The following is a 25,209-nucleotide window of genomic DNA, read 5'->3' as shown; positions in this document are numbered from 1 at the left end:
TAGTTTTCCTAGTTGGGAGGACGGTATTTTTTAATTTTTCTATAAAATGTAGCCCGACTGATTCCTAATTCCTTCGCAGCCTGCGGAACCTTTCCATTCGCCCGGTTTAGCGCTTCCAGGAACGCCCGTTTCTCAATTTCGTCAAATGTTGATGAGTCGGGTGAAGGGACGGAACGAGGTATCGGTTGTTTTACAGGGGTGGGGGTTGCGGGAAAAGCTGGCTCGGGGTTTTCCTGCGCAGGTATGAAACGGTTATCTTCACCCACATATCCAGCGCGAAACTTTTGAATTTCAGGGGAGAGGTTTTCTATTTGCACCGTATCGGTTCGAGTTGAAACCATGGTTCTGTATATTTCATTTTCCAGCTGCCGCACATTTCCCGGCCAGATATAACGGACAAGCGCTTCCAATGCATAGGAACTGACCGTTGTGATTTTTTTAGTAATATCCGATTTGTATTTTTTGAGAAAATGATTGATCAGAATAGGAATATCCTCTCTACGCTCTCTAAGCGGAGGTATTGATATCGAATAAACCACCAACCTGTAATAAAGGTCTTCTCGAAACTTTCCTTTTCGGACAGCTTCTTCCAGGTCTCTGTTTGTCGCAGAAATGATTCTTAAATCCACATGTATTTTTTTATTACCACCCACCCTCTCAAAACTTTTATCCTGTAAAAAACGCAAAAGTTTTACCTGCATTTTAGGAGGCATTTCCCCCACTTCATCGAGAAACAAGGTGCCCCCATTAGCGACTTCCAGTTTTCCAACACGTGAATCATCTGCGCTGGTAAAAGCTCCCTTTTCATGACCAAAAAATTCGGCTTCCTGAAGCTCTTCGGGAATAGCGCCGCAATTTATCGCAACAAAATCTCCCGTTTTGTAGGCACTGTTAAAGTGCAAAGCCTTTGCTACCAACTCCTTTCCGGTTCCACTTTCCCCATTGATAAAAACATTGATGTTGATCGCTGAAACCTCATCTATCTGGGCAAACACCTTTTTCATGGAGTCACTCTGCCCTACAATGTTTTTATAAGAATACGTTTGCTTCAGTTCACCTTGCAACCGCTGGATCTTGTTGACCATCGTGTGCATTTCTATGGCCCTGTCTACATTCGTTTTCAGGCGAACCTTATCCACGGGCTTTGCCATATAATCGAACGCGCCTATTTTCATAGCCTCCACAGCAGAATCCACCGCATCATTCTTTGTCACCACTAAAATAGGAATATCCCTGTTAGCCAGTTTTAATTGCTTGAGAATATCCAGTCCTTCTGACATGTTGATGTCTAAACAAATTGCACCCGGGTTTTCATCCAGGGTATTCAGACAAAGCTCTCCATTATCAAAAACTTTAACCCGATAACCCTGGTCCTGAAGCCATCCCGCCATCATGTCTCGATGAGGTATGTCCGTATCCACAACAAATAACAGGTCTTTAGTTGGCATGGTTTAGTATATCGTTATGGTTTTTCCGGTGATCATATGGATTTTACCATTAGGAAAATAATTATTCTGTTTCACACCTTGAGGAAGCCCTGTACCCCAGGGTTTCGGCTTCAAGAAGGTTTCCGAAACTAAGATAACCCTTGGTATCTTCAGGATAGCCTTCACATTCCGGCCACTCATAAACAAGAGTCTTGGGGTTTCCCACCAGGCCATATAACAAAAACAGGTCATAATCCATATTCTCTGGCCGGGAGGGAGGAGATGGTAGCCTTTTTTCCCGACGGAATTCCCACGGTGGAATCGGTTTCTCCTGGACCCAAAGTCCCAACTGTTTTTTCCACGCCTTGTATTCGAGTTTTTCAAGAAAACTGCTATGGGGGTGCTTAACCCGGTAGTGCCAGGCCAGGCCTGCCTTAAGCATCTCCTCATTCAATAGTTTGCCATCGGGTAAAAATACTTCTCCTATCAAACGACCATATTTATCTTTAAAGGTATAGTTCACGCGCACCGTTTTATGCAAAGCCAAATCAGATGCAAGTCTGCGGGAAGGCTTGCCAAAAGGCTGACCTATTTCCGGTGCGTCAATATCGGCCAAACGCACCTTAAATAATTTGTCGCGTTTTGTTTTAACGGTCAACGTGTCTCCATCGCGAACGAGAGTCACTTCGCCGTTGATCTTCGTCAGCTCCGCCTGCGGAACCAGAAACAACATCAGAACTAATAAACCCGTCTTTATTCCCATAATAAAATTTTACACCGGCGAGCCGCCGCTGGCAATGGGTCCATCTGGCAATAACTTGAACTGGCAAGCAACCCTGTTCCAGGCTTTAGACACCATAATTACGGTCTCTCTACAGAACAGGGAGGCTTCTTTCGATCATGAATTGAACATCGTCATTGGCGTTGGTGTATGTGATTTTTATCCGGGGGTGCTTGGACTGAAACACGCGAAACACCTCATCGACAAAGCCCTGGCCCACTGTTGAAATGTTTTTAAAGTCGAGAACAACATGCTTGAATTTTTCCAGACCTAAACAGATGCGTCTTGCCTGTGAGCGTGAAACATAGCGTTCGTCACCCAACATGCTCAATTGCACTAAAATATGAGTCTTATCAAACTTTTCTATTCCGTCAGAACCCTCTTGCTGGTATTCATTATAAACCTCCTGCATTTTTCTTTCTGAATCCAGAGCAATTTCCATTGCCAAACCCGTTCCGGAAAATTTAGAGTTTTTTACTTTTTCTATATACCAGTCTTCGACTACATTATCCTTCCGATAAGCCATACCTCTTGAAGTTATATAAAAATCATCGAATGCTCGGGAAGTGAAAAATATGCCTTCACCGGTATGGTTCTCCGGGTCGGTCGTGAATTTGCCTTTCGAAAGGTGCAGGGCGCTTTCTCTTTCATCTTCAAGGCTCAAGGTTTTTTTGATCTTTTGGAATATTCCAATGCCATCATCCCCAAACTCTATCTTAACGGAATCAGGCTCCCATTCTGTACTGATAACGACGGCCTTTCCCTCTGAATGGTCGATGGCGTTGTTGAGCATTTCCAGAAAACCGTATTCGCAAATTTCCAGAATATTTTGGGGTAATGTTTCAAAATCCTTTAAAAAATTTTCCTGCCAGACTTTATGCTCCTCCACAACACCATCTCTCAATGAGACAATGATCTCTTTATTCTTTTCAGATATTAAATAATATTGCACCTGTCTGGTGGTACCGGTTTTGATGATCTTTCCATCGCGTATCAGGCGATTCAGATGCCGATGGACCGTCATGCGGCTGCACGCATACGCCTTAGAAGCTTTGGCGACAATATTTTTCGGGTGCACCGGTATTTTTGCTAATAAATAGGTGCGTATTTCTTCAGCCTGATTCTTGACCATTTTTGAATCCTTTTTTATAACTAATGTTAATTATAACTATAACTAATTATAATTTGTCTGTCAAAAGACGTTAAATGAGAAATCTATATTAAAACTATACTCTATATAGTGTATTTAGCTTTTATAACTATATGATATTTTTATTATAACTATTTGTAGGCCTGATTATAACGATTGGAGTATTGGAATATAATGGGTTGCAATCGGGTAGGGGCGAACCCGTAGAACTAAGCTGTTTTTCTGGATCGAAAAACGAGGAAAAGTCCACCGGCAAGCAGAAACAGGCTATAAAAACTGCCCCGGCTGAGGTCAAAAATGAGCGGCGCATCGGGTTCTCTGAACTGTTCACCAAAGACCCGCACCACGGAATAGATAATCAGAAATTCTCCAGTCAATCTTCCGGGATAATTCAGAACATCTGTTTTCCACAGCCGCCATTGGCTGTAGATCAGCAGTAATGCTCCTTCCAGGCCAGCCTCATAAAGTTGCGAAGGGTGCCGAGACGCGATTTGATCAAAAGGAGTTCCCGGCAGGGCACTTTGAGGAAAGATCACCGCCCAGGAAACGTTGGTGACTTTGCCCCACAATTCTCCATTGATGAAATTGGCAATGCGTCCCAGTAAAATTCCCGGAGGAACCAGAGGGCATAAGATATCCCCAAGTTGTAAAAAAGAAATCTTCAGTTTTTTCGCTGTCCACCAGCAGGCCGCAATCACACCGATGAACCCGCCATGGCTGGCCATGCCCCCTTTCCAAATTTGAAATACGGTCCAGGGTCTATGCAAAGTTTCATTCAGGGCGTAGAACAGGGAATAACCCAAACGCCCACCCAGCAATACACCGATCATCATAGCGGTGATCGTGAACGACTGCTGTTCAGGCGTGAGAGCCGCTTTTCCATGTTTACAGAAAAGGTGCAACAACCACATTCCAGCCAGAAAACCCAACGCATAGGCCAACCCGTAATAACGGATGCCAAAGTTCTCTGAAAATTGAATTAGGAACGGGTCCAGATCGTGAACCCAGTAACTGGGGCTTGCCATAGTCTCAAACCTGGCTGTTAAGGTGGCGGAAGTAAATCAGCTGAGATAAAACTGCTATTTGGTGTTTGTGTCGCTTAAAAGTTTTGCGGCATCGATGGCGCCGTATGTGAAGATCATGTCTGCTCCTGCCCGGCGCATACTGAGGAGCGATTCTATCAAACAACTATCATAATCAAGCCAGCCTTTTTCTGCGGTGGCTTTGAGCATGGCAAACTCACCACTAACATGATAAGCAGCAACAGGTAAAACCGTGTGTTCTCGCGTCAACCTAATAATATCCAGATAGGGCAGACCCGGTTTAATCAGTATCCAGTCTGCACCCTCTTCCTCATCCAGCATGATTTCCCGTATTGCTTCACGGGCATTGGCGGGATCCATTTGATAAGTTTTTTTATCACCCTCTTTAGGAGCCGAATCGAGAGCATCACGAAACGGACCATAAAATGCCGACGCGTATTTCGCACAGTAACTGCAGATTAATACATCCTGGAATCCGGCTTCATCCAGAGCCCAGCGAATGGCCTCAACCCGTCCATCCATCATATCGGAAGGGGCCACCACATCGGCACCCGCTTCTGCCTGTGCCACGGCCATCCCCGCAAGCAGAGGCAGCGTTTCATCATTCACTATTATGCCATCCTTAACCAGCCCATCATGCCCGTCACTGGAATAAGGATCCAACGCCACATCGGTAATCACCAGCATACCTGGAATGGTTTTTTTCAATTCCTTCACCGCACGTTGCAGCAGTCCGTTGGGATTGAGACTTTCCTTTCCCTCAGAGTTTTTCAACGAGTCTTCCAAAGCGGGGAAGAGGGCAACCGCCGGAACTCCCAAATCAAATGCCTGTTGGCAATCGGCCACCAATTCATCAATGGAAAGGCGTGAAATGCCCGGCATGGAAACAATAGGACTGCGCAGGTTATTACCCTCCTGAACAAAAGCCGGCCAGACAAGATTGGCAGAACTCACCTGCGATTCGCGGATCAGTCCCCGAATGGATGGGTTCAGTCTGTTTCTACGCGGTCGCTGAATCATAAGTATTTCTTATTTCAGTAGGTTAAACAACATGAAGAAGAATAGCGAATCAGTTTGGCCAATGCAACCTAAAGCAAAACCCTGCCGAAAATTCGACAGGGTTTGCGGGTTTATACCCTTGTTAAAGGGAAAAAACTGGCTCCGGTGACAGGACTCGAACCTGTAACACATCGGTTAACAGCCGATTGCGCTACCATTGCGCCACACCGGAATGGTATTTTTTGAATTGAACTAAAACACTGAAATTTAATTGTTTTGTATCATAATGTCAAGGTGTTTTGAAGCCAAAAAATTAGATTTTCCAACACGACGGACCACTAGCCACTCATTGCCCATGCGGCAAGCCGTTAGCCCATTTCCATCCTGCCTTCCAGGGATTTCAGCAGTGTCACCGAGTCGGCATACTCAATATCTGAGCCAACCGGAAGACCCCGGGCTATTCGTGTAACCTTGACTTGTGAAAAAGGTTTTAAAACTTTTGAAATATAGACGGCTGTAGATTCCCCTTCCATATCAGGATTGGTTGCCAGAATGACTTCCTTGATTTCCTGTTTTTCAACCTTATCTTTCAATCCTTCAATATTCAGGTCATCAGGCCCTATACCATCCAGAGGAGAAATCACCCCCATCAGCACATGATAAACTCCTTTGAAATAACCCATGTTTTCCATCACATATACATCGTGCGGTTCTTCTACAACACAAACCTGAGAATGATCGCGGGAAGTATCTGAACAAATATCACAAGGGTCGGGCTCAGTGATACCATGACAAACCGAACAAAGAACTATTTTTTCCTTCAGGTTTTGGATTGCTGCGGCAAGTTTATGGGCCTGCTCGGCTTTTCCTCGCATCAGGAAAAATGACAACCGTTCAGCGGTTTTTTGACCAATGCCAGGCAGCCTTTTTAACTCATCTATGAGGTTGGTAACAGCGGCAGGTCGTTTCACGGTGAGACATCCCAACAGTTCTTGTCTAAAATTTTCAACAAACTCATTAAAGAGAACCCTAATATTTCAATATTTATACTTTATGGCAATTTTTAGAGGCGCCCTTAAGTAAAGAGTCCGGGAATTTTCAGTCCACCTGTCAATTTGGACATTTCGCCCTGCGCCAGTTCTTTCACTTTTTTTTGAACTTCGTTCATGGCGCCAGCTATCAGGTCTTCAAGAACTTCCCGGTCACTCATATTAATCAACTCGTCATCGATATGAACCGAGACTATTTCATTGAGTCCATTTGCAACCACCCTTACCATACCGCCCCCGGTGGACACTTCTACCGTTTTCTCAGCGAGCCCTTCCTGAATTTCAGAAAGCCTGGACTGCATGTCTTGAGCTTGTTTGAATATTGAAAGCCAGCTGCTATCGCTCATAAATACACCTGTTATTGTTTCTCACTTCACTACCGTGCCCCCAAAAATATCCAGAGCGTCTTGAATGATTTCCGATTCCGTTTTCTGCCTACCCTGGTTTTCATCAACTAAATTTTTTTTTTCCTGTTGACTTGATGAAGAAACAGGTTTGGCCTCGCCCAGTTTCAAAACTACCTGAACTTCGTTACCACTGACGGACTTGATTATATCTTTTATGAACTGTATATTTTCCGCGCTCTCAACCATTTCAAGAGTGAAAGAATCTCCGAACATCAATTGAACTTCTTTATCGTCAAGCGCAAGCACCTTGCATTTATCCAGATAATGTTCAAACGCGGGCCTTTTGCGTGATACTTCCTGGCGGACCTTGTCCCAAACCTTAGAGTCGTAAGAACCATTTTCAGGTTGCGGAGCAGTCGGAGCGCTCTTCACGGGCGAGGAATTATTTTGCGGCACCGGCGCAACCGTTGTTACTGTATGTTGGGCGGGTTGTACTTCACCTTCCGCCTGATTAATCTTGTTAATAAGGTCATCAATATTTTTAAACGGCCTTGTTTCCGTCAACCTTAAAATAGCCATTTCAAAAACCATCTGCCCCAACGAACTTTGTTTCATCTCTGCTTCCGTCCGGGAAAGAATGGTAAACATTTGCTGTAACTCATCGACATGAAAACCTTCGGCTTGTTTTTTCAAAACATCCAAATTGCAGGTATGGGTGTTTAACAGCTTTTCCGGGTTGCGGGAAACTTTGACCATCAACAGGTTCCTTAAATATTCCATCACGCTGCGGCAGAAAAGTCCCAGGTCCTTACCCTGGTTGGCAACTTCCTGTACCAGGCTGATCAATTCGGCAGGTTCTCTTTTGATAAGACGATCAGCAAAAAGTTCCAGAGTGGTTCCCCCAACAATACCCAGCACCGACTCCACCGAATCAGCATCAATTGTTTTACCGCTGTATGCGATAACCTGATCCAGCAGGCTTTGCGCGTCACGCATACTGCCTGCGCCTACTTTTGAAATCTCATCCAAACCTTTTGCGTCAATTTCTATTCCTTCCTGTCCGCAAATCAGTTCCAGTTGTTTTGTGATTTGGGCATTAGACAACGGTTTGAACTCAAAACACTGGCAACGAGAAAGAATCGTTTCAGGAATTTTAATCAACTCGGTGGTAGCAAAAATAAATATAACGCGTGGAGGTGGTTCTTCCAGTGTTTTCAACAAAGCATTGAACGCGCTTTTTGAAAGCATGTGAACTTCATCGATTATATAAACTTTGTAACGGGCGGAAGATGTGGCGTATTGCACATTGTCGATGAGATCACGAACTTCAGCCACTCCATTATTTGAGGCACCATCAATTTCCTGGACATCAATACAATGGCCTTCTGTAATTTCGACGCACAAACTACAGGTTCCGCAAGGCTCTATGGTCGGACCCTTTTCACAATTGAGGACCCGTGCCAGAATCCTCGCCATGGTTGTTTTACCGACACCCCTTGTTCCGGAAAATAAAAACGCATGCGAAACACGGTTCAGCTCAATAGCATTTGAAAGGGTACGGACAATGTGTTCCTGCCCAACCAGTTCATTAAATTTTTGGGGACGCCATTTTCGGGCTGAGACTTGAAAATCCATTGTTCAATACATCAATGATTTGCCTGCGAGCACTGATCGCCGGCAATGTTTAACGGGACCCCTCTTTATGAAGCACCCCTTCGGGGCATGAAATCAAATGAAGGGCGTACCGCAAAGGGCCGGGGTGGTTTCCCCATTCTGGATTATATCGTAAAAGGCAGAATTGTTGGGGAACTCACAGCACACATAGTATTTTGCTACCGCTGCTTCCTTCCGGACCTGACGGGTTTCACAAAGCTATGTTGCGTGAGGCCCAACAAAACTGCCAACCAGCGTGACACTGGACTCAGAAACTCTATTCAACCAAGCGGAGTACCTCCGCTGGTGATTTGCAATAATTTATCTTGCAACCAGCAGTTTAGCAAACCGTAAGATCAATACTAACTGCCTCCCACGCAAGTGGGTGGCGGAGAGGGAGGGATTCGAACCCTCGGTAGGGGTCAACCTACACACGCTTTCCAAGCGTGCGCCTTAAACCGCTCGGCCACCTCTCCTGTCAGGCGCAGGGCCAACGAGCAATCACCCTACCTTGCAAACAATAGTTTTCTCTGCAGGATTGATAATTTACCTGCCCTGTTAAGGGCTATTCTAACAAAAAAGGCCGAGAACACGTCCGCTTATTCGACGTTGGTCCCGACCACAATCAAAGCGTGCAGTATTCTAGTTTCATCCACCTTGAGATTCAAGGTCAATTCCAATCTAAAAACTCTCAAACCTTTTGTTTTCGAATCTGACTGAAAACTAAAGAGTTCCTGCAAATATCAATCCATGAAATACCAGACCGCCCAGGTCAAACCTACCATGACACCGCTCATATAAATACCCGGGCCCATTCCACCTGAATAATAATAGATCATAGCGACCCCAATGAGCCAACCGATGGTCATAACATTCAGGATGAATTTAAACCCGTTTCTCAACTAAAGTTATGGTTATTTGAGTCGGAGCGTAATGTTCTTAACCGTCTCCCAATTGATTGAGTTCAACAATGGTTTCAGGGGTGACGATTTTTTCAGGATCGGATCCTAACATCCAGGGTTCCCGTTCATACTTTTCGGAAGCTTCAACACGACTCAAGTAATTTGACATTCGTTGTTGGTTGTCCTTTAAAAACTTTTGAAAAACCATCTTCGGCCGTTTCTCTCTTTTAGCCATAAAAAACTTTTCCCTGGTTTATTTTAAACTTGGGGGAGAGCATGCCCTCTCCCCGAAAACTGGCGCGCCCAGCAGGACTCGAACCTGCGACCTACGGTACCGCAAACCGTCGCTCTATCCAGCTGAGCCATGGGCGCATAATTGGGTTTTAAGCGGAGTGACTCCGCTCCTGTAGCGAGCAGATCAGGATACGTCTACAGGTATATAATCTATTAATTGCAGAGCAAAATCTTCATGCTCAAACGCATACATTGTGGGATATTTCGCAAATGCCCACCCTGTATAAAGGGTCTTGCCGTTTTGTTCAACCACTAATTGAACAGCCGGATTGATCAAGTCATTGCCTTTGGATGTATAAGCACCCTTGCTCATCACAAAATTAGGTAGAAACGGTCCCACCGTGACATTGATGCCTGAGTCTTCCAATTCAAATTTGGAACCCAGGTTAACGGTTTTCATTTCATTGCGTGCTTCGTCTTTTTTGTTCTTGATCAGAAGCTTGACCGCTTTCCACTTGCCCTCTGATTCATCGGGTACAACAATTTTCCGTTCGATTTTTACCGCTTCCTGAACATTGGGGTGACTTCCGTCTTCAGGTAGTGGGCTATCCAAATCAGCCTGCATTGGCGGGGTTTTCGACCGCGACCCCTCGAATTGGGAAACATTCAGTTTGCTAATGTCCTTCTTCTCCAGGTTGGCAATATCTTCCTTGCTCTCATAAGTACAACCTGTGACCAATACCAGTACGGCTATATATTTAATTAGTTGTTTCAAAGTTTGTCCTTTTAGTATATAGGCCCAATGCTATCTGCCCCCCACGCAAGTGGGTGGCGGAGAGGGAGGGATTCGAACCCTCGGTAGGGGATAAGCCTACACACACTTAGCAGGCGTGCGCCTTAAGCCAGCTCGGCCACCTCTCCGTTTTATATTTTACCCTGCCAGCAAACTACAAAGCTTGATCGGACTTGTTATTTGCCCTCACCCAAGTGAGCATTTTGACCAGCGATCATTGTAAGTGGCATCCCACTCAAGTGGGAAAAATAACTTCCACAAATAAAACGCTATATCCTTTTCCTACGCTCATCCCTTATATGGTACTGATGAGCTATAGCTAACTGCCCCCCACGCAAGTGGGTGGCGGAGGGAGTAGGATTCGAACCCACGGTACTTTCGTACAACGGTTTTCAAGACCGCCGCCTTAAACCACTCGGCCATCCCTCCATTATATCGTGAACCCGGCTATATTTATCTACTTGCGGGAAAATGTCAAGCGACTGTTTCCAGTTTTAAGTCAATGCTTTATAGCTTTATAGCTTCCTGACCATGCAAATAAGGCCGCAAGGCTTCCGGCACGTTTACGGTTCCGTCTTCCTGTTGATGATTTTCGAGAAGAGCTACAAACAATCTGCCCGCGGCCAGGCCGGACCCATTCAAGGTATGCACGAATTCAGGTTTACCGCCTGTACGTTTTTTACAGCGAATCCGGGCACGTCGGGCCTGATAGTCGGTAAAATTACTACAGGATGAAATTTCACGATAAGTATCCTGACTGGGAAGCCATACTTCCAGATCATAAGTTTTAGCGGCGGAAAAACCCAGGTCACCCGTACAAAGCTCCACGACCCGATAATGCAGATCAAGTTTTTGAAGAATAGACTCCGCGTTCGTAACCAGACTTTCGAGCTCTGCTTCTGATTCCCGGGGACGACTGAATTTAACCAGCTCGACCTTGTCAAACTGGTGCTGCCGAATCAACCCTTGCGTATCTTTTCCATAAGATCCCGCTTCTCTTCTGAAACAAGGAGTGTAAGCGGCATAACAGATTGGCAGCGATTCCTCTTCCAGTATTTCATCACGGTGAAAGTTTGTCACAGGAACTTCGGCTGTCGGGATGAGATACAAAGGGTCATCGCGTGTAGCGAACAACTCTTCCTCAAACTTGGGCAGTTGCCCTGTACCTTGCATACTTTCTTTATTAACCAGGAAAGGTGGATACAATTCTTGATAACCATTTTCGCGAGTCTGCACATCGATCATGAAATTAATCAAAGCCCGCAACAGCCCTGCCCCTTGTCCTTTGTAAACAGCAAAGCGGGCGCCGGAGATTTTTGCCGCCCTTTTTAAATCTATCAGTCCAAGTTGTTCCCCGATTTCAACATGGCTTTTTGGTTTGAAAGAAAACTGCGGTTTCGTTCCCCAGTCACGCACCATTCGGTTAGCGGTTTCATCCGCACCATCGGGAATTGTGTCGTCAGGAATATTTGGGATACCAAGCAGTTTTTCCTGTACCTGTGTTTCCCAGGATTGGATTTTATCGTCCAGCTCTTTTATAGAAACATTGATGGCCTTGACCTCTTCCATAAGTTGTGAAGCGTCTTGTCCATTTTGTTTAAGTTTCCCTACCTCAGCCGAAAGTTTCTTTTTCCTGTTTTTTAATGATTCCGACTCTTGAAGTCCCGCCCTCCTGTCTTCTTCAGGTTTGAGCAGTTCATCCAGTTCCTTAAAGTCACCGCCTCTGCGTTTGAGGCTGGTTTTAACAGCTTCGGGATTTTCGCGAATGATTTTTATATCAAGCATCAGCGTTGCTTTTTCATCCTTTTTTCAATGCCAACGAGTTTCATTTTAAGTATGGCAGGGTAGACATATTGACCTTCCAGAGCTTTAAACCGGTTATAAGCCTCTTGCAGGTGTCCTTCTTCTTCCAGGCAAGAGGCGACAACAAAATCCATATCTTCTTTGAAGCGGCTTTCTGAATATTCCAGATTAAAATGCCGATACTTTTCCCTCGCTTCGGGGCAGCGGCTTAACGCATAAAGAATTTCTATTATTTTAAATTTAGATTCTTCCGCCCAGGAACTTTTAGGATAGTTTTCCAGCAAAATTTCCAGCTCTACAAGGGCCTGCTCATAGTTTTGTTTTTTATAATAGATAGAGGCTATTCGATATTGATGGTCATCGTTTCCGTTTTTATTAGCATATTGATTGATTAAATTCTGGTATTCAATGATGGCCTGATCGTAATCTTTCAATCCAAACTCAGCGATTTCCGCAATGTATTTTTGCGCCGGATACGCAAACTCCCCATCTCGATTCATTTGCAGGACTTCCTGAAAATAAACCAGAGACCGTGAACTGTTATTCAGGCTGAAATGATGTATTTCTCCGAGTCGAAACAGGGCTTCTTCCGCTAACGGTCCGCTGGGATGTTTTTTCAACACCTCATTAAACATCTCAATAGCGCTATGGTTTCTGCCTTCAATCCACTCTTCATTAGCCTTCTGAAGTAGAGGATCCATCTGTTCCGAGCAGGAAACAGAGAAAACCCATGCCAGAAGAAAAATGCCTGCGCTCAGTTTGCTCCAACCCTTCAGGTTAGTGCTCCTGGGAGTGGTTACATCCATAAGGAAAGTATTATTCAACCAGTTTTTCTATGCTGACAACCTGGTTGTCTTGACCGGTACCTACCAGGCGAACTCCCTGGGTATTTCTACCTATCAAGGATATTTCGCTAACCCGCATACGAACAATATTACCATCAGAAGTGATGACCAAAAGTTGATCTTGCTCATCAACTTGTTGCACACCCACCACGCTTCCTATTTTTTCGTTACAACGAATCGTCATAACACCCATTCCGCCCCTGCCTTGCTGGGGATATTCTTCCAACGGTGTTCTTTTGCCATAACCATTTGAGGTAACTGTAAGGAGTTTATTGCCATCTTGAACAATTTCCGCACCCACCACACGGTCATCTTTTTTAAGTCGTATCCCTCGAACCCCTCTACCTGTGCGTCCTATGGGGCGCACTTCTTCCTCATTAAAACGAATGGAAAATCCTTTTTCGGTGGCAAGCAAAATATCACTTTTTCCATCACACAACTCAGCGGCAATCACACGGTCTCCCTCATCAATGGTCAGCCCGATAATTCCCCCCTGCCTGGGTTTTCTGTATGCCATTAAAGATGTTTTTTTAACGATACCACGCTCTGTGGCTACCATTACAAATTTATCCTCTTCAAATTCCCTTAGGGAAAGAATGCTGGCGATAGATTCTCCAGGCTGGAGCCGCAAAAGGTTTGCAATGGATTTTCCCTTGGCAATCCGGCTCACTTCGGGAATGGAGTAAACCCTCAAGGCATGAATCTTTCCAATACTGGTAAACACCAGGAGGTGGCTCAGTGTTGAGGCAATGAAAAGTTTTTCAACAACATCTTCTTCCTTGAGGTTCATGCCCCTGATACCCTTGCCGCCTCTTCTTTGCGCTCTGTAATTATCGACCGTTTGGCGTTTGATGTATCCACTGCGTGTATAAACGACCACAGCATCCTCATCCGCAATGAGGTCTTCAATTACCAAATCGCCTTCATCCGTATCGGCAATTTCTGTTCGTCTTTCATTGCCGTACTTGTTTTTAATTTCTATCAACTCTTCTTTAATTATTCTGAGTTTGATTTCTTCATGGGCCAGTATTTCCAAAAGTTCTTTGATCAGTTTGCGGGTATCCTCCAGGTCTTCTATTATTTTTTTCCGTTCTAATCCTGTGAGGCGTTGCAAACGCATTTCAAGAATCGCCTTGGCTTGGATTTCTGACAGGCCAAACTCTGCCATCAATCCATCACGGGCGGTGACTGGGTCGTCAGCATCGCGAATGAGCTGGACGACAGCATCCAGATTATCCAGCGCGGTGGCCAGTCCCTCGAGTATGTGTTCTTTTTCCCGGGCCTTCTTTAGATCAAACTCCGTTCTTCTGGTTACCACTTCTTTACGGAAGAGAATGAAGTGGTGTAAAAACTCTTTCAGGTTAAGAATTCTGGGTTGTTGATTTACCAGTGCCAGCAGGATGACCCCGAAGGTATCTTGAAGTTGGGTGTTTTTATAAAGGGAGTTTAAAACCACTTGACCCACAGTGCCCTTTTTCAGCTCAACCACTACGCGGATTCCATCCCGGTCAGATTCGTCTCTCAGGTCCGATACCCCATCCAACCTTTTATCTCGCACCAGTTCAGCGATTTTTTCTACAAATTTCGCTTTGTTTACCTGATATGGCAATTCGTTAATAATTATGCGCTCCCGGTCGCCCTTCTCCATGGTTTCAATTTCTGCACGACCCCGAACCCTGATGATTCCTTTGCCGGTTTTATAAGCCGCCTGAATGCCGTTTCTTCCCTGTATGATTCCCCGGGTGGGAAAATCGGGGCCGGGCATAAGCGCAATCAAATCTTCAACAGTACAATCAGGGTTATCAACAACGTGAACGGTGGCATCTATAACCTCCCCCAGGTTATGCGGAGGAATATTAGTCGCCATGCCTACAGCTATTCCTGACGAACCATTAACCAACAGTTGAGGAAAGCTCGCCGGAAGGACGGAAGGTTCTTCCAATGAATCATCATAATTGGGAATGAATTGGACTGTGTTTTTATCCAGGTCCCGGAGTAATTCCCCGGTGATTTCCTCCATACGGATTTCTGTATAACGCATGGCGGCGGCGGAATCACCATCTATAGAACCAAAGTTCCCCTGACCATCAATCAGTGGATACCTTTGAGAAAACTCCTGTGCCAGCCGAACAATCGTGTCGTATATTGCCTGATCTCCGTGAGGATGATATTTACCCATTACATCACCAACAATACGCGCCGATTTTTTGTAGGGTTTGTTCCAGGCATTACCGGTTTCATGCATCGCGTACAGAGCACGGCGGTGTACTGGTTTCAACCCGTCTCGAACATCTGGCAGGGCACGTCCAATGATTACGCTCATTGCGTAATCAAGGTACGAGTTTTTCATTTCATCATCTATATTGATCGGTTCGATCGTTTCTGGCATTCAAATACCTTTCAGTGTATGAATTCTAAAAAGTGGTGTTGGCGCAGTGGTCAAAAAGGAAAACAGCCATAGGCTGTATATCAAACATCTACATTTCGTGCCTGCAACGCGTTTTTCTGAATGAATTCTCGTCGAGGTTCTACTTCTTCACCCATTAACACGGTGAATAAATCTTCAGACGCAACCAGGTCGTCGGCCCTGACTTCTAGAAGTATTCTAACTTCCGGATCCATTGTTGTTTCCCACAACTGTTCGGCGTTCATTTCGCCAAGGCCTTTATAGCGTTGAATGTATATGCCTTTCTTAGCCATGCTTAAAACTGCCCGCAGCAAATCATGTTTAGAGTCTACGGTAATGCTTTCACCATTGTTGTTTAAAATAAAAGGTGGATGGTCGTTCTCCCGGATAGGCTCGTACACTTCCAGAATATTCTGGAAAATTACGGACTCCATAAACTCCACATTAAACTTTATCTGAAAATCCCTTCCATTGTTTGAGCCAAACATCAAGATTTCGTACTGTGCGGTTTCTGAGTCAAACTCCAACCGGAAAAACACATCTTTTAATTCCTGGTTTAAGTCGATCTTTTTAAAGCCATGAGATGTTCTGGCACAGACTTCTGCGGGTTTGTCCCTGTTGACTTCTACCAAAAACTCTTTTAATCGATTTTCTTTTTCTATGTTGAGGTCGATGCTTTTATCAAACTCGACCGGGACATTAAGGTGCTGCGACTTGTATTCGTATTTATTCCTGTTTTCATCATCAATCAACGCATCCAGAATCTGAATGACTATTTGCATGACTTGTTCCAGACTCTTGAAGGCCTCATTTTTAAAACTCAGCCCTATCAATACATTCAAGACAGATTGCGGAATATTATTTTTTACGACCTGCTCAAAACATTCTTCGAATTTATATAAATTGTTTATGAGCTGATTCAGCTCCAACCCTGAAATTTTATGACCATTCTTTTGAGTGGTAATTTCAAGTTTTTCTGTTCCCTGCTCCATCAAGAACTTAAATAGAAACTTTTCATCCTTTAAGTAGTTTTCTTTTTTACCCTTTTTCACTTTATAAAGCGGGGGCTGGGCGATGTATAAATATCCTTTTTCAATTAATTGGGGCATTTGACGGAAGAAAAAGGTTAGGAGCAGTGTCCTGATGTGCGCTCCGTCAACATCCGCATCCGTCATTATGATAATTTTATGATAACGGAGATTTTCTATCTTAAAGTCGCTTCCAATACCTGTCCCCAATGCTGTAATCAGGGTTCGGATCTGCTCGCTACCGATCATTTTCTCAGTACGAGCTTTCTCAACGTTGAGGATCTTTCCTCTCATTGGTAAAATTGCTTGAAACCTTCTGTCACGGCCCTGCTTGGCGGTACCTCCAGCCGAGTCTCCCTCTACAATATAGAGTTCAGATAAAGCCGGGTCTTTTTCGGAACAATCTGCCAGTTTTCCCGGTAGAGCACTAACCTCCAACGCGCTTTTTCTTCTAACCAGATCCTTTGCCTTTTTAGCTGCTTCGCGGGCCTGTGCCGCACTGATAACCTTCGCAACTATTTTTTTGGCTGTCGCAGGCTGTTCTTCAAAAAACTGGCCTAATTTTTCATTGACAATCTGTTCAACAACTCCTTTTACGTCTGTGTTACCGAGTTTCCCTTTTGTCTGGCCTTCAAATTGCGGTTCCGGTATTTTTATGCTCAAAACAAGGATCAGTCCTTCCCTGGCATCATCCCCGGTCAGTGTAACGCCGGTGTTTTTCAGTAAATTATTCTGGGTGGCATAACTATTGATTGTTCTCGTAAGAGCCGACTTGAATCCACTTAAATGTGTTCCACCATCCCTGGTGTTAACATTATTGACAAATGTGAAAACTTCTTCCGTGTAACTATCGTTATACTGAAGTGCTAGCTCTAAATCGCAATCGTCCTTGCTCCGTTCGATATAAATGGGATCTGGATGAATAATTTTCTTCTTTTTTCCAAGATGTTCGATAAAGGAACGTATTCCCCCTTCGAATAAAAATTCATTATCCTTGCCATCCCTTTCATCATGGATATGAATTTTCACACCTTTATTTAGAAAAGCCAGCTCACGAAGCCTGTTAGATAAAACCTCAAAACTGAAAATCAATTCTTCAAAAATTTCAGAGTCTGGTTTAAAAACTATCTTTGTCCCGGAAGAACTCGTTTTACCTACTATTTCTAATTTGGTGGTTGGATTTCCCTTGCAATACTCTTGAGTATAAACTTTTCCATCTTTCTTAATTTCCAGTTTCAATATCTCAGATAAAGCATTAACAACAGATACCCCAACACCATGTAAACCTGCTGATACTTTATACGTATCTTTATCAAACTTACCTCCAGCATGAAGAACCGTCATAACCACTTCTGCCGCCGAGATTTTTCTATCCGAATGCATATCAACAGGAATACCGCGTCCGTTATCACCAACAGTAACCGTTCCATCAATATGTAAGATAACTTCAATTTCAGAACAAAACCCAGCGATTGCTTCATCTACACTATTATCAACAAGCTCAAAAATCAGGTGATGCAAACCATCTATACCTGTCCCACCTATATACATTGCCGGTCTTTTTCTAACGGCTTCTAGTCCCTCCAATATTTTTATATTAGAGGAGTCGTAAGTTGTTTTTTGAGGAGTGTTCATAAATGTTTTAATAGTTACTTGATAAGAAAATTTTCTATATATATTTTGTTGTAGTTGTAGAGCCTATAAGTATGTGGAAAAGCCAGCTAAGTTTTCAATTTTAAAGGCAGAGTTTAAAGAAGAAACCGTTGTAAAAAATGTGTTTTTTTGAGTAAAGGTGGGGGAAATTTTTACTCGCTCAATTATACCTTATTTTGCCTTTTTTTTTCAGGTTTTTTTAACATGTTTTAGACAGGTTATCCTTTTTCGATCAGGTTTATTATTTCCTGGATGGAGGTCTCTAACTCTTTGTTTTCTTTGATTAATTTGGATATCTTTTTGTGAGAGAAAATTACCGTTGTGTGATCTTTGCCGCCAAACTGGCGACCAATTTCAGGAAGAGAAGATTTGGTGTGTTCCCGACACAAAAACATGGCTATCTGACGGGGTATGGAAATGTCCCGGGTGCGCCTTTTTGATTTTATATCTGAGACCTTGAGTCCGTAATATGCGGCAACAAATTTGATGATATTTGAGATTGTAAAATGCTTATTTTTATCCAGAGTAAAATCCTTTAAAACTTCCTCTGTGAGCTCTAAATCAAGTTTACGATGTGTAAAGGATGAATATGCTATCACTCTCAGCAAAAACCCTTCTAATTCCCTGATATTGGACTTTATGTTTCCTGCTATAAAGATCGCAACGTCCTGTGGGATCGTTTTCTTATGGAAATCAGCTTTTTTGTACAGAATAGCAACTTTCGTTTCCAAGTCCGGGGGGTTAATATCAGCTACAAGCCCGGATTCGAACCTGGATCTCAACCGCTCTTCCATGTTGTGAATGTCTTTAGGGTATCTGTCGCTTGAAATAACAAGTTGCTTGTGGGATTCGTATAGTGCATTGAAGGTATAAAAAAACTCTTCCTGTGTTCTTTCTTTTCCAGCAATAAACTGGATATCATCAACAAGTAAAACATCTAAAGGCCGATATCTTTTTCGGAAAGACGGCATCTTATCTCTTTTAATAGATTCTATAAGATCTACGGTAAAACTCTCTGCAGAGATATAACGAACCCGAGAATCAGGATTATTTTCACGAATTTTATTGCCTATCGCGTGCAATAGATGAGTCTTACCCAACCCAACGGCCCCATATAAAAATAAGGGGTTGTAGGCCATGGCCGGATGTGAAGCGACCGCTAAAGCAGCAGCATGAGCAAACTGGTTGCTGGAACCGACGACAAAATTAGAAAAATCATATTTAGGATTGAGAGAGGACGAAACCGAAGATATTGAACTTTCAATGGGTTCTGTTACAGGCACTTCAGGCGCCTCATTGATATGTTCCGTTTGGGCTAATATTTCAGACTCTATACAAAAATCTACTAAGATAGATTTTTCCGCTACAGATTTTAAAGTGGTTTCAATCAGGTCCCTGTAATTTTCTATCAGACACTTTCTATAAAACTGGTTTGGAACCGCAATTGTCATTAAGCCTTCATCAAAGGCTCTCGGATATGTTGGGGAAAACCAGGTGGTGTAGTTTTCCGGGAGTATTTGCTCCTCAATCTTTTCTAGACACTTTTTCCAAAGGGCTTCTTTAACTTCCATAATTTTGGAAACAGATAATGAGTTGTGGGGGGAAATCGGCACCCAATATATAAAAGAAGAGTGCTTAAAGCAACCTCAAAAGCTCAGGTTCAAACAAAAGCTTTCCAACTCCAGCATTAACAAAAGTTTTCATTTCAAACATTTTTATTCCTTCAGTATTTTTAACTACCCTTTTTTGATTACTTAACTTTTTAATAATAAAAGACATGTTTTTCTAGTGGTTTAGGAGCTTTATACCTTGTTCTTTTTTACATAGTTTAAGAGGCTGACTCTAAAGTCTAACTCTGGAAAAAAATATTTCGGGAAAAACGGATATTAGTTCGTTGACTTAAAGTTAGCCCATAATTACTTATTTACTTATCAAGCCTTTCCTCCTTCCAATTGGTAAGCAACCGAAAAAAATTAATTTATTTGATGAGGGCAGATGTGAATGAGTTGGTTGAATGGCTAAAAAACGTATATTATTTCTTTCCTGGTGGTCTTTAATTCATCAATTCACCGGCGACTTAACACTGAAAGAGTTTTTAAATGGTGAACAAATCATCAACATTCTGGAAGCTATGGGTCTTTCTACTTTACGTATTGGGGTCAGCCAAACCCAGAAAAGTATTGTTCATGAAGTCGTGAAGAATATAAATTTTGCCCATGCGGGTTAACAATGGGTCAATCCTACAACACTATTATGAGATCAAAAGTATGAATCTTGAATTATTCCGAGCTTTAACCCCCTGAATCACGCTATTACTATTATTTGTAGTTGGAACGATAGGATGGTTATTGCGTTGGATGTTGGCAGATAACCTCCTGCGATTTAGCGATTTTAAGAAAAATATTGAAGATATCGAAGGTTTGCTTCGTGACATTGATCGAATAAGACAGGACGATCAAAAATATTTTTTAGAGCAGTATGTAGACTTAAAAGCTTTTTATGTTGCCTTCGAAAAAAATGAAGCTTTGATAATCAGAATCTTTAAACAATTGAACGAGCTTGCAAAGTCTGTAAATCAAATTGTTGGTGCGCTGAACGCCGGGGAAAATAGATATGTCTGGGTCCTTGTCTGATAACATGGAGCACCTTGATTAACTGGAGATTATTCGTAATGCTCAAAACTTTGGTGTTGCGTGGCATGATTATCTTCTAGGTTCAAAATATTCTTATTTGAAAGAAGAGCCGATCAATCTTGAAGGCATGGGATTAACGGACCGGCAACTGATGGCCGTGTCGCTGGTTTTTTATGGAGGGCTTAGTAAAAAACTTGCGGCGCGAATAATGAAAATAAGCAGCCAGGCAATTTCGGATCATATCAAGGCGGCTCTGAAAAAAATCAGTCAGGCTTTAACATAAACTAAGTGTTTTGCAAATTGGTTTCCTCTGAGATAATATCCCTTTAACTTTAATTTTGGTACAAGTATGAAGATCATTGTTTGTGTCAAACAGGTGCTGGACACAGCGGCTCAAATACAGATTGAAAATGGACAGGTGGTTTCTCCCGGAAGCCCCCGCATTATTAATCCTTATGATGAGTTTGCGATTGAAGAAGCTGTCCGTATCAAGGAAAAAAAACCTGATACTGAAATCACAATTTTATCTCTGGGCCCAGAGGGATTTAAAGACTCCATAAAAAAGGCTCTTGCCATGGGGGCCGACAAGGCTGTTCATTTGATGGATGAAAAATTTGAACAGCTGGATTCTTATTCTCTTGCTAGATTACTGGTTCGCAGTATTGAAAAAATTCCTTACGATCTGATTCTCTGTGGACGGCAGGCTGTCGACCTTGACCAGGCCCAGACTGGTCCGGCCCTGGCAACACTTCTTGGCATACCTTTTATTACGGTTGTGACCGGCATGGAGTTCTCCGATGATTTTAAACATGCAAAAATTACCCGGCAGGTTGAAGGGGGTAGTGAGGTTCGTGAGTTGCCTCTTCCACTTTTACTCACTTGCCAAAAAGGATTGAATGAACCGCGACTGCCTTCGCTTAAAGGTATAATGGCTGCTAAGAAAAAAGAGGTTTTAACAGTTTCTGCAACGGATCTGGATTTTGAAACGCTTGAAATTGGCGACAAGCGTGTGATTGAGAAAAATCTATGCTTGCCCCCGGAACGAAAAAAGGGAATAATTCTTCAAGGTACTGATGAAGAGATCAGTCAAGAACTGACGCGTCTTTTGCGGGAAGAAGAGAAAATCATATAATTTTTTATCTATCCTATGAATGAAAATTCCTCCACCCCTGATGATACAGGGATAAAAGGCCTTGCACAGAAATACAAGGGGCAAATTGGAATCGGTCTCCTGGTTTTGTATGTTTTTCTTCTTGGACTTGGAACCATTGGTGAAATCTGGGAGATAGAATGGATTTTGGATCTGCCCCTGTTTCGGCCCCCCGGTAAATATTGACCATTCTGTGAAGATTTCCATCTATTCTGAAAGGCTTTGATTAATATGAGCCCATACGGGCAAATATGGTTTTTATTGTTGGGTTGATATCAAGGCGGATAAATTTTTTATGCAGGAGTTTTTTTAGTGAGTGATAACAGGATATTGGGAGTGGTTGTTGAACATGACCAGGGTAACATTAAGCCGGTATCTTTAGAGGTTCTTGCCGCAGCCAGAAAACTTGCGGATCAGATCTCAGGAAAAGTTATTGCCTTATGTTGTAGTCATTCTAAGGATTTAAATCCTGAGTCGTTTATTAAGCATGGTGCTGATGAAGTACGATTTCTTATTCATCCAGATCTGCAAAACTATATTCATGAAAATTATTCTTCGGTTCTATTGCAGCAACATGAAAAATCTCCGTTTGATTTTTTGTTCATGCCTGCCAGCAATAATGGCAAAGAATTATCAGCAGTTCTTTCTGCTCAACTGGGAGTAGGGGTGGCGACCGATTGCATATCCCTTTCTGTCAATGGGGAAGGGGATGTAGAAGCGGTGCGGCCTGTTTCTTCTGGCAAGGCACATTCTACGATCAGCTTTAGCGGGAATAGACCTTATATTGTTTCTTTAAGGCCAAATGTTTTTCGTAGTCCTCAAACTGAGCGGCAAGGTGATATTGTTGAGGAGGAAATCCAATTACCGGAATTTTCTAAAAGGGCCCGTGAACTGGTCAAACAGGTCGGCTCGAAAATGGACATCACGGAAGCCCGCATCGTGGTGTCAGGTGGACTGGGTATGCAGGGACCAGAAAATTTTGGTTTATTGGAAGAACTTGCCGATGTCTTGAATGGCGCGGTGGGTGCAAGCAGGCCGGTGGTTGATAATGGATGGCGTGAATATTCCAATCAGGTCGGCCAGACTGGCAGAACCGTTTCCCCCGACCTTTATATTGCCTGTGGCATCTCCGGTGCTGTGCAGCATCTGGCAGGAATGTCTTCTTCAAGATGTATTGTGGCCATCAACTCCGATCCCAATGCCGCTATTTTTTCCGTCGCTGACTATGGAATTGTCGGTGATGCGCTAAAAGTGGTACCTGCTCTCACCCGGGAATTTAAAAAGATTCTCGCTTCCTGAATAATACTTTCTTCTTTTTAATATGCAGCGGGCCAGCCTTTCAGAAGTTCTGCAGGATCCCCGATTATCTATCAATCGAGAACTTCCGGATGATACGGATGTGAAGATTCAGCAGTTTTTAGACCTATTGGTAAAATGGAATGACAAAATTAATCTTACAGCAGACAAAGACCCGGACATTATGCTTAAGAAGCATGTGTTTGACTCACTGCAATATTTACGTGTGCTGGACCCCGATTCAAGAGTGATGGACATTGGTAGCGGTGCCGGTTTTCCAGGCCTGCCATTAAAAATTACTTGTCCCGGAATCACATTGATCCTGGTAGAGAGCCAACGCAAGCGTTGCAGTTTTCTGGAAACTGTGGTCCGTGAGCTGGGACTGGATCGGGTCGAGGTGATCAACGCTCGCGCGGAAGATCTGTCTGGGGAACATGAGGACCGATATGACAAAGTGGTTTTCCGAGCTGTAACAAGTTTAGAATCATGTCTGGCTCTTGGAGAGAGGTTTTTGAAACCAGGCGGAACGCTCATAGTAAAAAAACCCCCGGACGAAGCCCCTTGCCAACAAAGTACAAACCTGGTCATAAAAAAAGATATCCCAATTACCAGTTATAAAGGTCTGGTCTCAAGCTTGCTGGTTTATGAGTTGGCGGCGAACCGCTAGAAGCAATAGATATAACCCTGAAAAAGAAATCCGTCCGGGAGGTTCACAATCACCGGCCCCACGCCGAGCGGTGTTTCACGTGAAACAATGTCAAGCTGTCAACTGGAAGATTAAAATTATCAATCGGTTATATAAAAATGCATGCGACTGAGAAATTCATCCTCACCGGCACCGAACCGAGAGGTCTGATAATCCAAAATTATGTTGGCAGAGAATTGAAAATATGGTAGTTTTAGTTCGATTGCCGCACTATTCCCCGGGAGTTTCATGGGCAAAATCATAAGCGTTGCAAATCAAAAAGGCGGGGTGGGTAAAACCACTACTGCTATCAATCTGGCAGCATCAATAGCCCTTTCGGGCAAAAAAGTGTTGCTGATTGATATTGACCCTCAGGGCAACGCCTCCAGTGGTTTGGGTATTGACGAAAACACCCAGGGAATTTATGAGCTCTTGATGGGTGAGGTGCCGCAAGCGCAAGTCATACGCTCCACCGAAATTGAAACTCTTAAAATTATTCCTTCCAAGGTAGATCTTACGGGTGCCGAAATTGAATTGGTCGCAAGGGAAGCGCGGGAAAAAGTTTTAAAGTCGGCCCTCAATGGTGTACGTGAAGAATTTGAGTTTGTGGTGATTGACTGCCCGCCTTCTTTGGGACTTTTAACTTTGAACGCTCTTGCTGTTTCCAGCTCTGTATTGATACCCATGCAATGTGAATACTATGCACTCCAGGGATTGAGTCATTTGCTGAAGACATTAAAGCTGGTAAAAAAATCAATCAACCCGGATTTAAAAGTGGAAGGTATCTTATTAACAATGTATGACACCAGGACTCTTTTGGCCGCGCAGGTGAAAGATCAGGTGCAAAAATATTTCAGCGATTTTTTATTGAAAACGGTCATACCCAGGAATGTGCGCTTGAGCGAGGCTCCCAGTCATGGCAAGCCCATCATGCTCTATGCAGGTCGTTCCCGGGGTGCGGATGCTTATGTGGAATTGGCTAAAGAAATTATTTCACGTTCCAAAACCGATGAACAGGTTTCGCTTTCTGGCACTGCGATATGAATAGAAAAGCATTAGGCAAAGGTATCAATGCGTTGATCCCAGACTTCGAGATGGGAGTTCCTGAAACAGATGCGCAAGAAACGATGCATAGTAAGGAATTGTTGATCGACGAAATTTCGCCTAATCGTTTTCAACCTAGAAAATATTTTGATGATGAAAAACTTGAAGAGCTGATAGCCTCTATTAAGGAGAATGGAGTTTTGCAGCCGGTAGTGGTGCAACGAGCAGAATCGGGTTATGAGTTGGTAGTGGGTGAGAGGCGATGGCGAGCTTCAAAAAAAGCGGGT

The 25,209-nt window shown here is 43.4% G+C and carries 23 protein-coding genes, 5 tRNA genes, 1 other RNA gene and 1 pseudogene (1 of these 30 only partly in view); 9 read left to right on the top strand and 21 right to left on the bottom strand.

The genetic code is table 11. From position 1 onward, the window contains the following. Positions 1–8 precede the first annotated feature (8 nt). From F3741_07790 to dnaA, 21 genes are all read right to left on the bottom strand, one after another. Positions 9–1,448 carry a sigma-54-dependent Fis family transcriptional regulator gene (locus F3741_07790; GenBank protein ID MZG30692.1) on the bottom strand — a complete coding sequence of 480 codons (1,440 nt, stop codon included), beginning with the start codon at positions 1,446–1,448 and terminating at the stop codon, positions 9–11. Between the two features lie 61 nt (positions 1,449–1,509). Beyond that, positions 1,510–2,190 carry a thermonuclease family protein gene (locus tag F3741_07785; GenBank protein MZG30691.1) on the bottom strand — a complete coding sequence of 227 codons (681 nt, stop codon included), beginning with the start codon at positions 2,188–2,190 and terminating at the stop codon, positions 1,510–1,512. Between the two features lie 109 nt (positions 2,191–2,299). After that, positions 2,300–3,340, bottom strand: a complete 1,041-nt coding sequence (locus tag F3741_07780) for a DUF4325 domain-containing protein (GenBank protein MZG30690.1) — start codon at positions 3,338–3,340, stop codon at positions 2,300–2,302. A gap of 227 nt (positions 3,341–3,567) precedes the next feature. Continuing rightward, the gene (gene lgt, locus F3741_07775; GenBank protein ID MZG30689.1) at positions 3,568–4,383 is read right to left on the bottom strand and encodes a prolipoprotein diacylglyceryl transferase; all 816 of its coding nucleotides are present in this window, start codon (positions 4,381–4,383) and stop codon (positions 3,568–3,570) included. 54 nt (positions 4,384–4,437) lie between these two features. Continuing rightward, on the bottom strand, positions 4,438–5,421 hold the full coding sequence (gene hemB, locus F3741_07770; GenBank protein MZG30688.1) for a porphobilinogen synthase: 984 nt from the start codon (positions 5,419–5,421) through the stop codon (positions 4,438–4,440). A 136-nt stretch (positions 5,422–5,557) separates the two neighbouring features. Continuing rightward, positions 5,558–5,632 (bottom strand) — tRNA-Asn (locus tag F3741_07765). Between the two features lie 136 nt (positions 5,633–5,768). Continuing rightward, positions 5,769–6,371: a recombination protein RecR gene (recR, locus tag F3741_07760; protein ID MZG30687.1), complete on the bottom strand. Its 603-nt coding sequence runs from the start codon at positions 6,369–6,371 to the stop codon at positions 5,769–5,771. 104 nt (positions 6,372–6,475) lie between these two features. Next, positions 6,476–6,796 carry a YbaB/EbfC family nucleoid-associated protein gene (locus tag F3741_07755; protein MZG30686.1) on the bottom strand — a complete coding sequence of 107 codons (321 nt, stop codon included), beginning with the start codon at positions 6,794–6,796 and terminating at the stop codon, positions 6,476–6,478. Positions 6,797–6,817: 21 nt separating this feature from the next. Continuing rightward, the gene (gene dnaX, locus F3741_07750) at positions 6,818–8,431 is read right to left on the bottom strand and encodes a DNA polymerase III subunit gamma/tau (protein ID MZG30685.1); all 1,614 of its coding nucleotides are present in this window, start codon (positions 8,429–8,431) and stop codon (positions 6,818–6,820) included. 161 nt (positions 8,432–8,592) lie between these two features. Further along, positions 8,593–8,690: signal recognition particle sRNA small type (gene ffs, locus F3741_07745), an RNA gene on the bottom strand. 145 nt (positions 8,691–8,835) lie between these two features. Continuing rightward, a tRNA-Ser gene (locus tag F3741_07740) sits at positions 8,836–8,925 on the bottom strand. A 463-nt stretch (positions 8,926–9,388) separates the two neighbouring features. After that, positions 9,389–9,586 (bottom strand): hypothetical protein, encoded by a 198-nt coding sequence (locus F3741_07735; GenBank protein MZG30684.1) that lies wholly within the window; start codon positions 9,584–9,586, stop codon positions 9,389–9,391. Between the two features lie 60 nt (positions 9,587–9,646). Beyond that, positions 9,647–9,723: transfer RNA gene (locus F3741_07730), tRNA-Arg, on the bottom strand. A 46-nt stretch (positions 9,724–9,769) separates the two neighbouring features. Then, the gene (locus tag F3741_07725) at positions 9,770–10,360 is read right to left on the bottom strand and encodes a hypothetical protein (protein MZG30683.1); all 591 of its coding nucleotides are present in this window, start codon (positions 10,358–10,360) and stop codon (positions 9,770–9,772) included. Positions 10,361–10,414: 54 nt separating this feature from the next. After that, positions 10,415–10,506, bottom strand: a tRNA-Ser gene (locus tag F3741_07720). A gap of 215 nt (positions 10,507–10,721) precedes the next feature. Beyond that, a tRNA-Ser gene (locus F3741_07715) sits at positions 10,722–10,807 on the bottom strand. A 78-nt stretch (positions 10,808–10,885) separates the two neighbouring features. After that, on the bottom strand, positions 10,886–12,163 hold the full coding sequence (gene serS / locus F3741_07710) for a serine--tRNA ligase (GenBank protein ID MZG30682.1): 1,278 nt from the start codon (positions 12,161–12,163) through the stop codon (positions 10,886–10,888). Continuing rightward, complete coding sequence (locus F3741_07705) at positions 12,163–12,987, bottom strand: tetratricopeptide repeat protein (GenBank protein MZG30681.1); 825 nt, start codon at positions 12,985–12,987, stop codon at positions 12,163–12,165. The genes serS and F3741_07705 overlap by 1 nt, the downstream gene beginning before the upstream one ends. 10 nt (positions 12,988–12,997) lie before the next feature. Then, complete coding sequence (gene gyrA / locus F3741_07700; protein ID MZG30680.1) at positions 12,998–15,415, bottom strand: DNA gyrase subunit A; 2,418 nt, start codon at positions 15,413–15,415, stop codon at positions 12,998–13,000. A gap of 80 nt (positions 15,416–15,495) precedes the next feature. Then, positions 15,496–18,096, bottom strand: coding sequence for a DNA topoisomerase (ATP-hydrolyzing) subunit B (gene gyrB / locus F3741_07695; protein ID MZG30679.1), 2,601 nt, complete (start codon positions 18,094–18,096; stop codon positions 15,496–15,498). Between the two features lie 236 nt (positions 18,097–18,332). Next, positions 18,333–19,685 carry a chromosomal replication initiator protein DnaA gene (gene dnaA, locus F3741_07690; protein ID MZG30678.1) on the bottom strand — a complete coding sequence of 451 codons (1,353 nt, stop codon included), beginning with the start codon at positions 19,683–19,685 and terminating at the stop codon, positions 18,333–18,335. Positions 19,686–20,128: 443 nt separating this feature from the next. On the opposite strand from dnaA, the gene F3741_07685 reads away from it, so the two are divergent. The 9 genes and pseudogenes from F3741_07685 to F3741_07645 form a co-directional block, all read left to right on the top strand. Continuing rightward, the gene (locus tag F3741_07685; protein ID MZG30677.1) at positions 20,129–20,341 is read left to right on the top strand and encodes a hypothetical protein; all 213 of its coding nucleotides are present in this window, start codon (positions 20,129–20,131) and stop codon (positions 20,339–20,341) included. A gap of 130 nt (positions 20,342–20,471) precedes the next feature. Continuing rightward, complete coding sequence (locus F3741_07680) at positions 20,472–20,747, top strand: hypothetical protein (protein ID MZG30676.1); 276 nt, start codon at positions 20,472–20,474, stop codon at positions 20,745–20,747. Between the two features lie 97 nt (positions 20,748–20,844). Then, positions 20,845–21,030: a DUF134 domain-containing protein gene (locus F3741_07675; protein MZG30675.1), complete on the top strand. Its 186-nt coding sequence runs from the start codon at positions 20,845–20,847 to the stop codon at positions 21,028–21,030. A gap of 66 nt (positions 21,031–21,096) precedes the next feature. Then, positions 21,097–21,879, top strand: a complete 783-nt coding sequence (locus F3741_07670) for an electron transfer flavoprotein subunit beta/FixA family protein (protein MZG30674.1) — start codon at positions 21,097–21,099, stop codon at positions 21,877–21,879. A 15-nt stretch (positions 21,880–21,894) separates the two neighbouring features. Further along, entirely contained in the window at positions 21,895–22,083 is a 189-nt protein-coding gene (locus tag F3741_07665; protein MZG30673.1) for a hypothetical protein, read from the top strand. Between the two features lie 126 nt (positions 22,084–22,209). Beyond that, positions 22,210–23,196, top strand: coding sequence for an electron transfer flavoprotein subunit alpha/FixB family protein (locus tag F3741_07660; protein ID MZG30672.1), 987 nt, complete (start codon positions 22,210–22,212; stop codon positions 23,194–23,196). Between the two features lie 22 nt (positions 23,197–23,218). Further along, positions 23,219–23,860: a 16S rRNA (guanine(527)-N(7))-methyltransferase RsmG gene (gene rsmG / locus F3741_07655; protein MZG30671.1), complete on the top strand. Its 642-nt coding sequence runs from the start codon at positions 23,219–23,221 to the stop codon at positions 23,858–23,860. A 267-nt stretch (positions 23,861–24,127) separates the two neighbouring features. After that, positions 24,128–24,922 (top strand): ParA family protein, encoded by a 795-nt coding sequence (locus F3741_07650; protein MZG30670.1) that lies wholly within the window; start codon positions 24,128–24,130, stop codon positions 24,920–24,922. Continuing rightward, positions 24,919–25,209: pseudogene (locus F3741_07645) on the top strand (ParB/RepB/Spo0J family partition protein) (it continues 648 nt past the right edge of the window). The gene F3741_07650 and the pseudogene F3741_07645 overlap by 4 nt, the downstream one beginning before the upstream one ends.

This window comes from Nitrospinota bacterium, assembly GCA_009873635.1.
In the GTDB taxonomy this organism is placed as follows: domain Bacteria; phylum Nitrospinota; class Nitrospinia; order Nitrospinales; family VA-1; genus LS-NOB.
This window is presented reverse-complemented; position numbering and strand designations above follow the sequence as displayed.

Coding starts and splice junctions, on each gene's coding strand:
- F3741_07790 (MZG30692.1), bottom strand. CDS start 1,448: ATGCCAACTAAAGACCTGTTATTTGTTGTGGATACGGACATACCTCAT.
- F3741_07785 (MZG30691.1), bottom strand. CDS start 2,190: ATGGGAATAAAGACGGGTTTATTAGTTCTGATGTTGTTTCTGGTTCCG.
- F3741_07780 (MZG30690.1), bottom strand. CDS start 3,340: ATGGTCAAGAATCAGGCTGAAGAAATACGCACCTATTTATTAGCAAAA.
- lgt (MZG30689.1), bottom strand. CDS start 4,383: ATGGCAAGCCCCAGTTACTGGGTTCACGATCTGGACCCGTTCCTAATT.
- hemB (MZG30688.1), bottom strand. CDS start 5,421: ATGATTCAGCGACCGCGTAGAAACAGACTGAACCCATCCATTCGGGGA.
- F3741_07755 (MZG30686.1), bottom strand. CDS start 6,796: ATGAGCGATAGCAGCTGGCTTTCAATATTCAAACAAGCTCAAGACATG.
- dnaX (MZG30685.1), bottom strand. CDS start 8,431: ATGGATTTTCAAGTCTCAGCCCGAAAATGGCGTCCCCAAAAATTTAAT.
- F3741_07735 (MZG30684.1), bottom strand. CDS start 9,586: ATGGCTAAAAGAGAGAAACGGCCGAAGATGGTTTTTCAAAAGTTTTTA.
- serS (MZG30682.1), bottom strand. CDS start 12,163: ATGCTTGATATAAAAATCATTCGCGAAAATCCCGAAGCTGTTAAAACC.
- F3741_07705 (MZG30681.1), bottom strand. CDS start 12,987: ATGGATGTAACCACTCCCAGGAGCACTAACCTGAAGGGTTGGAGCAAA.
- gyrA (MZG30680.1), bottom strand. CDS start 15,415: ATGCCAGAAACGATCGAACCGATCAATATAGATGATGAAATGAAAAAC.
- gyrB (MZG30679.1), bottom strand. CDS start 18,096: ATGAACACTCCTCAAAAAACAACTTACGACTCCTCTAATATAAAAATA.
- dnaA (MZG30678.1), bottom strand. CDS start 19,685: ATGGAAGTTAAAGAAGCCCTTTGGAAAAAGTGTCTAGAAAAGATTGAG.
- F3741_07685 (MZG30677.1), top strand. CDS start 20,129: ATGGCTAAAAAACGTATATTATTTCTTTCCTGGTGGTCTTTAATTCAT.
- F3741_07680 (MZG30676.1), top strand. CDS start 20,472: ATGTTGGCAGATAACCTCCTGCGATTTAGCGATTTTAAGAAAAATATT.
- F3741_07670 (MZG30674.1), top strand. CDS start 21,097: ATGAAGATCATTGTTTGTGTCAAACAGGTGCTGGACACAGCGGCTCAA.
- F3741_07665 (MZG30673.1), top strand. CDS start 21,895: ATGAATGAAAATTCCTCCACCCCTGATGATACAGGGATAAAAGGCCTT.
- rsmG (MZG30671.1), top strand. CDS start 23,219: ATGCAGCGGGCCAGCCTTTCAGAAGTTCTGCAGGATCCCCGATTATCT.
- F3741_07650 (MZG30670.1), top strand. CDS start 24,128: ATGGGCAAAATCATAAGCGTTGCAAATCAAAAAGGCGGGGTGGGTAAA.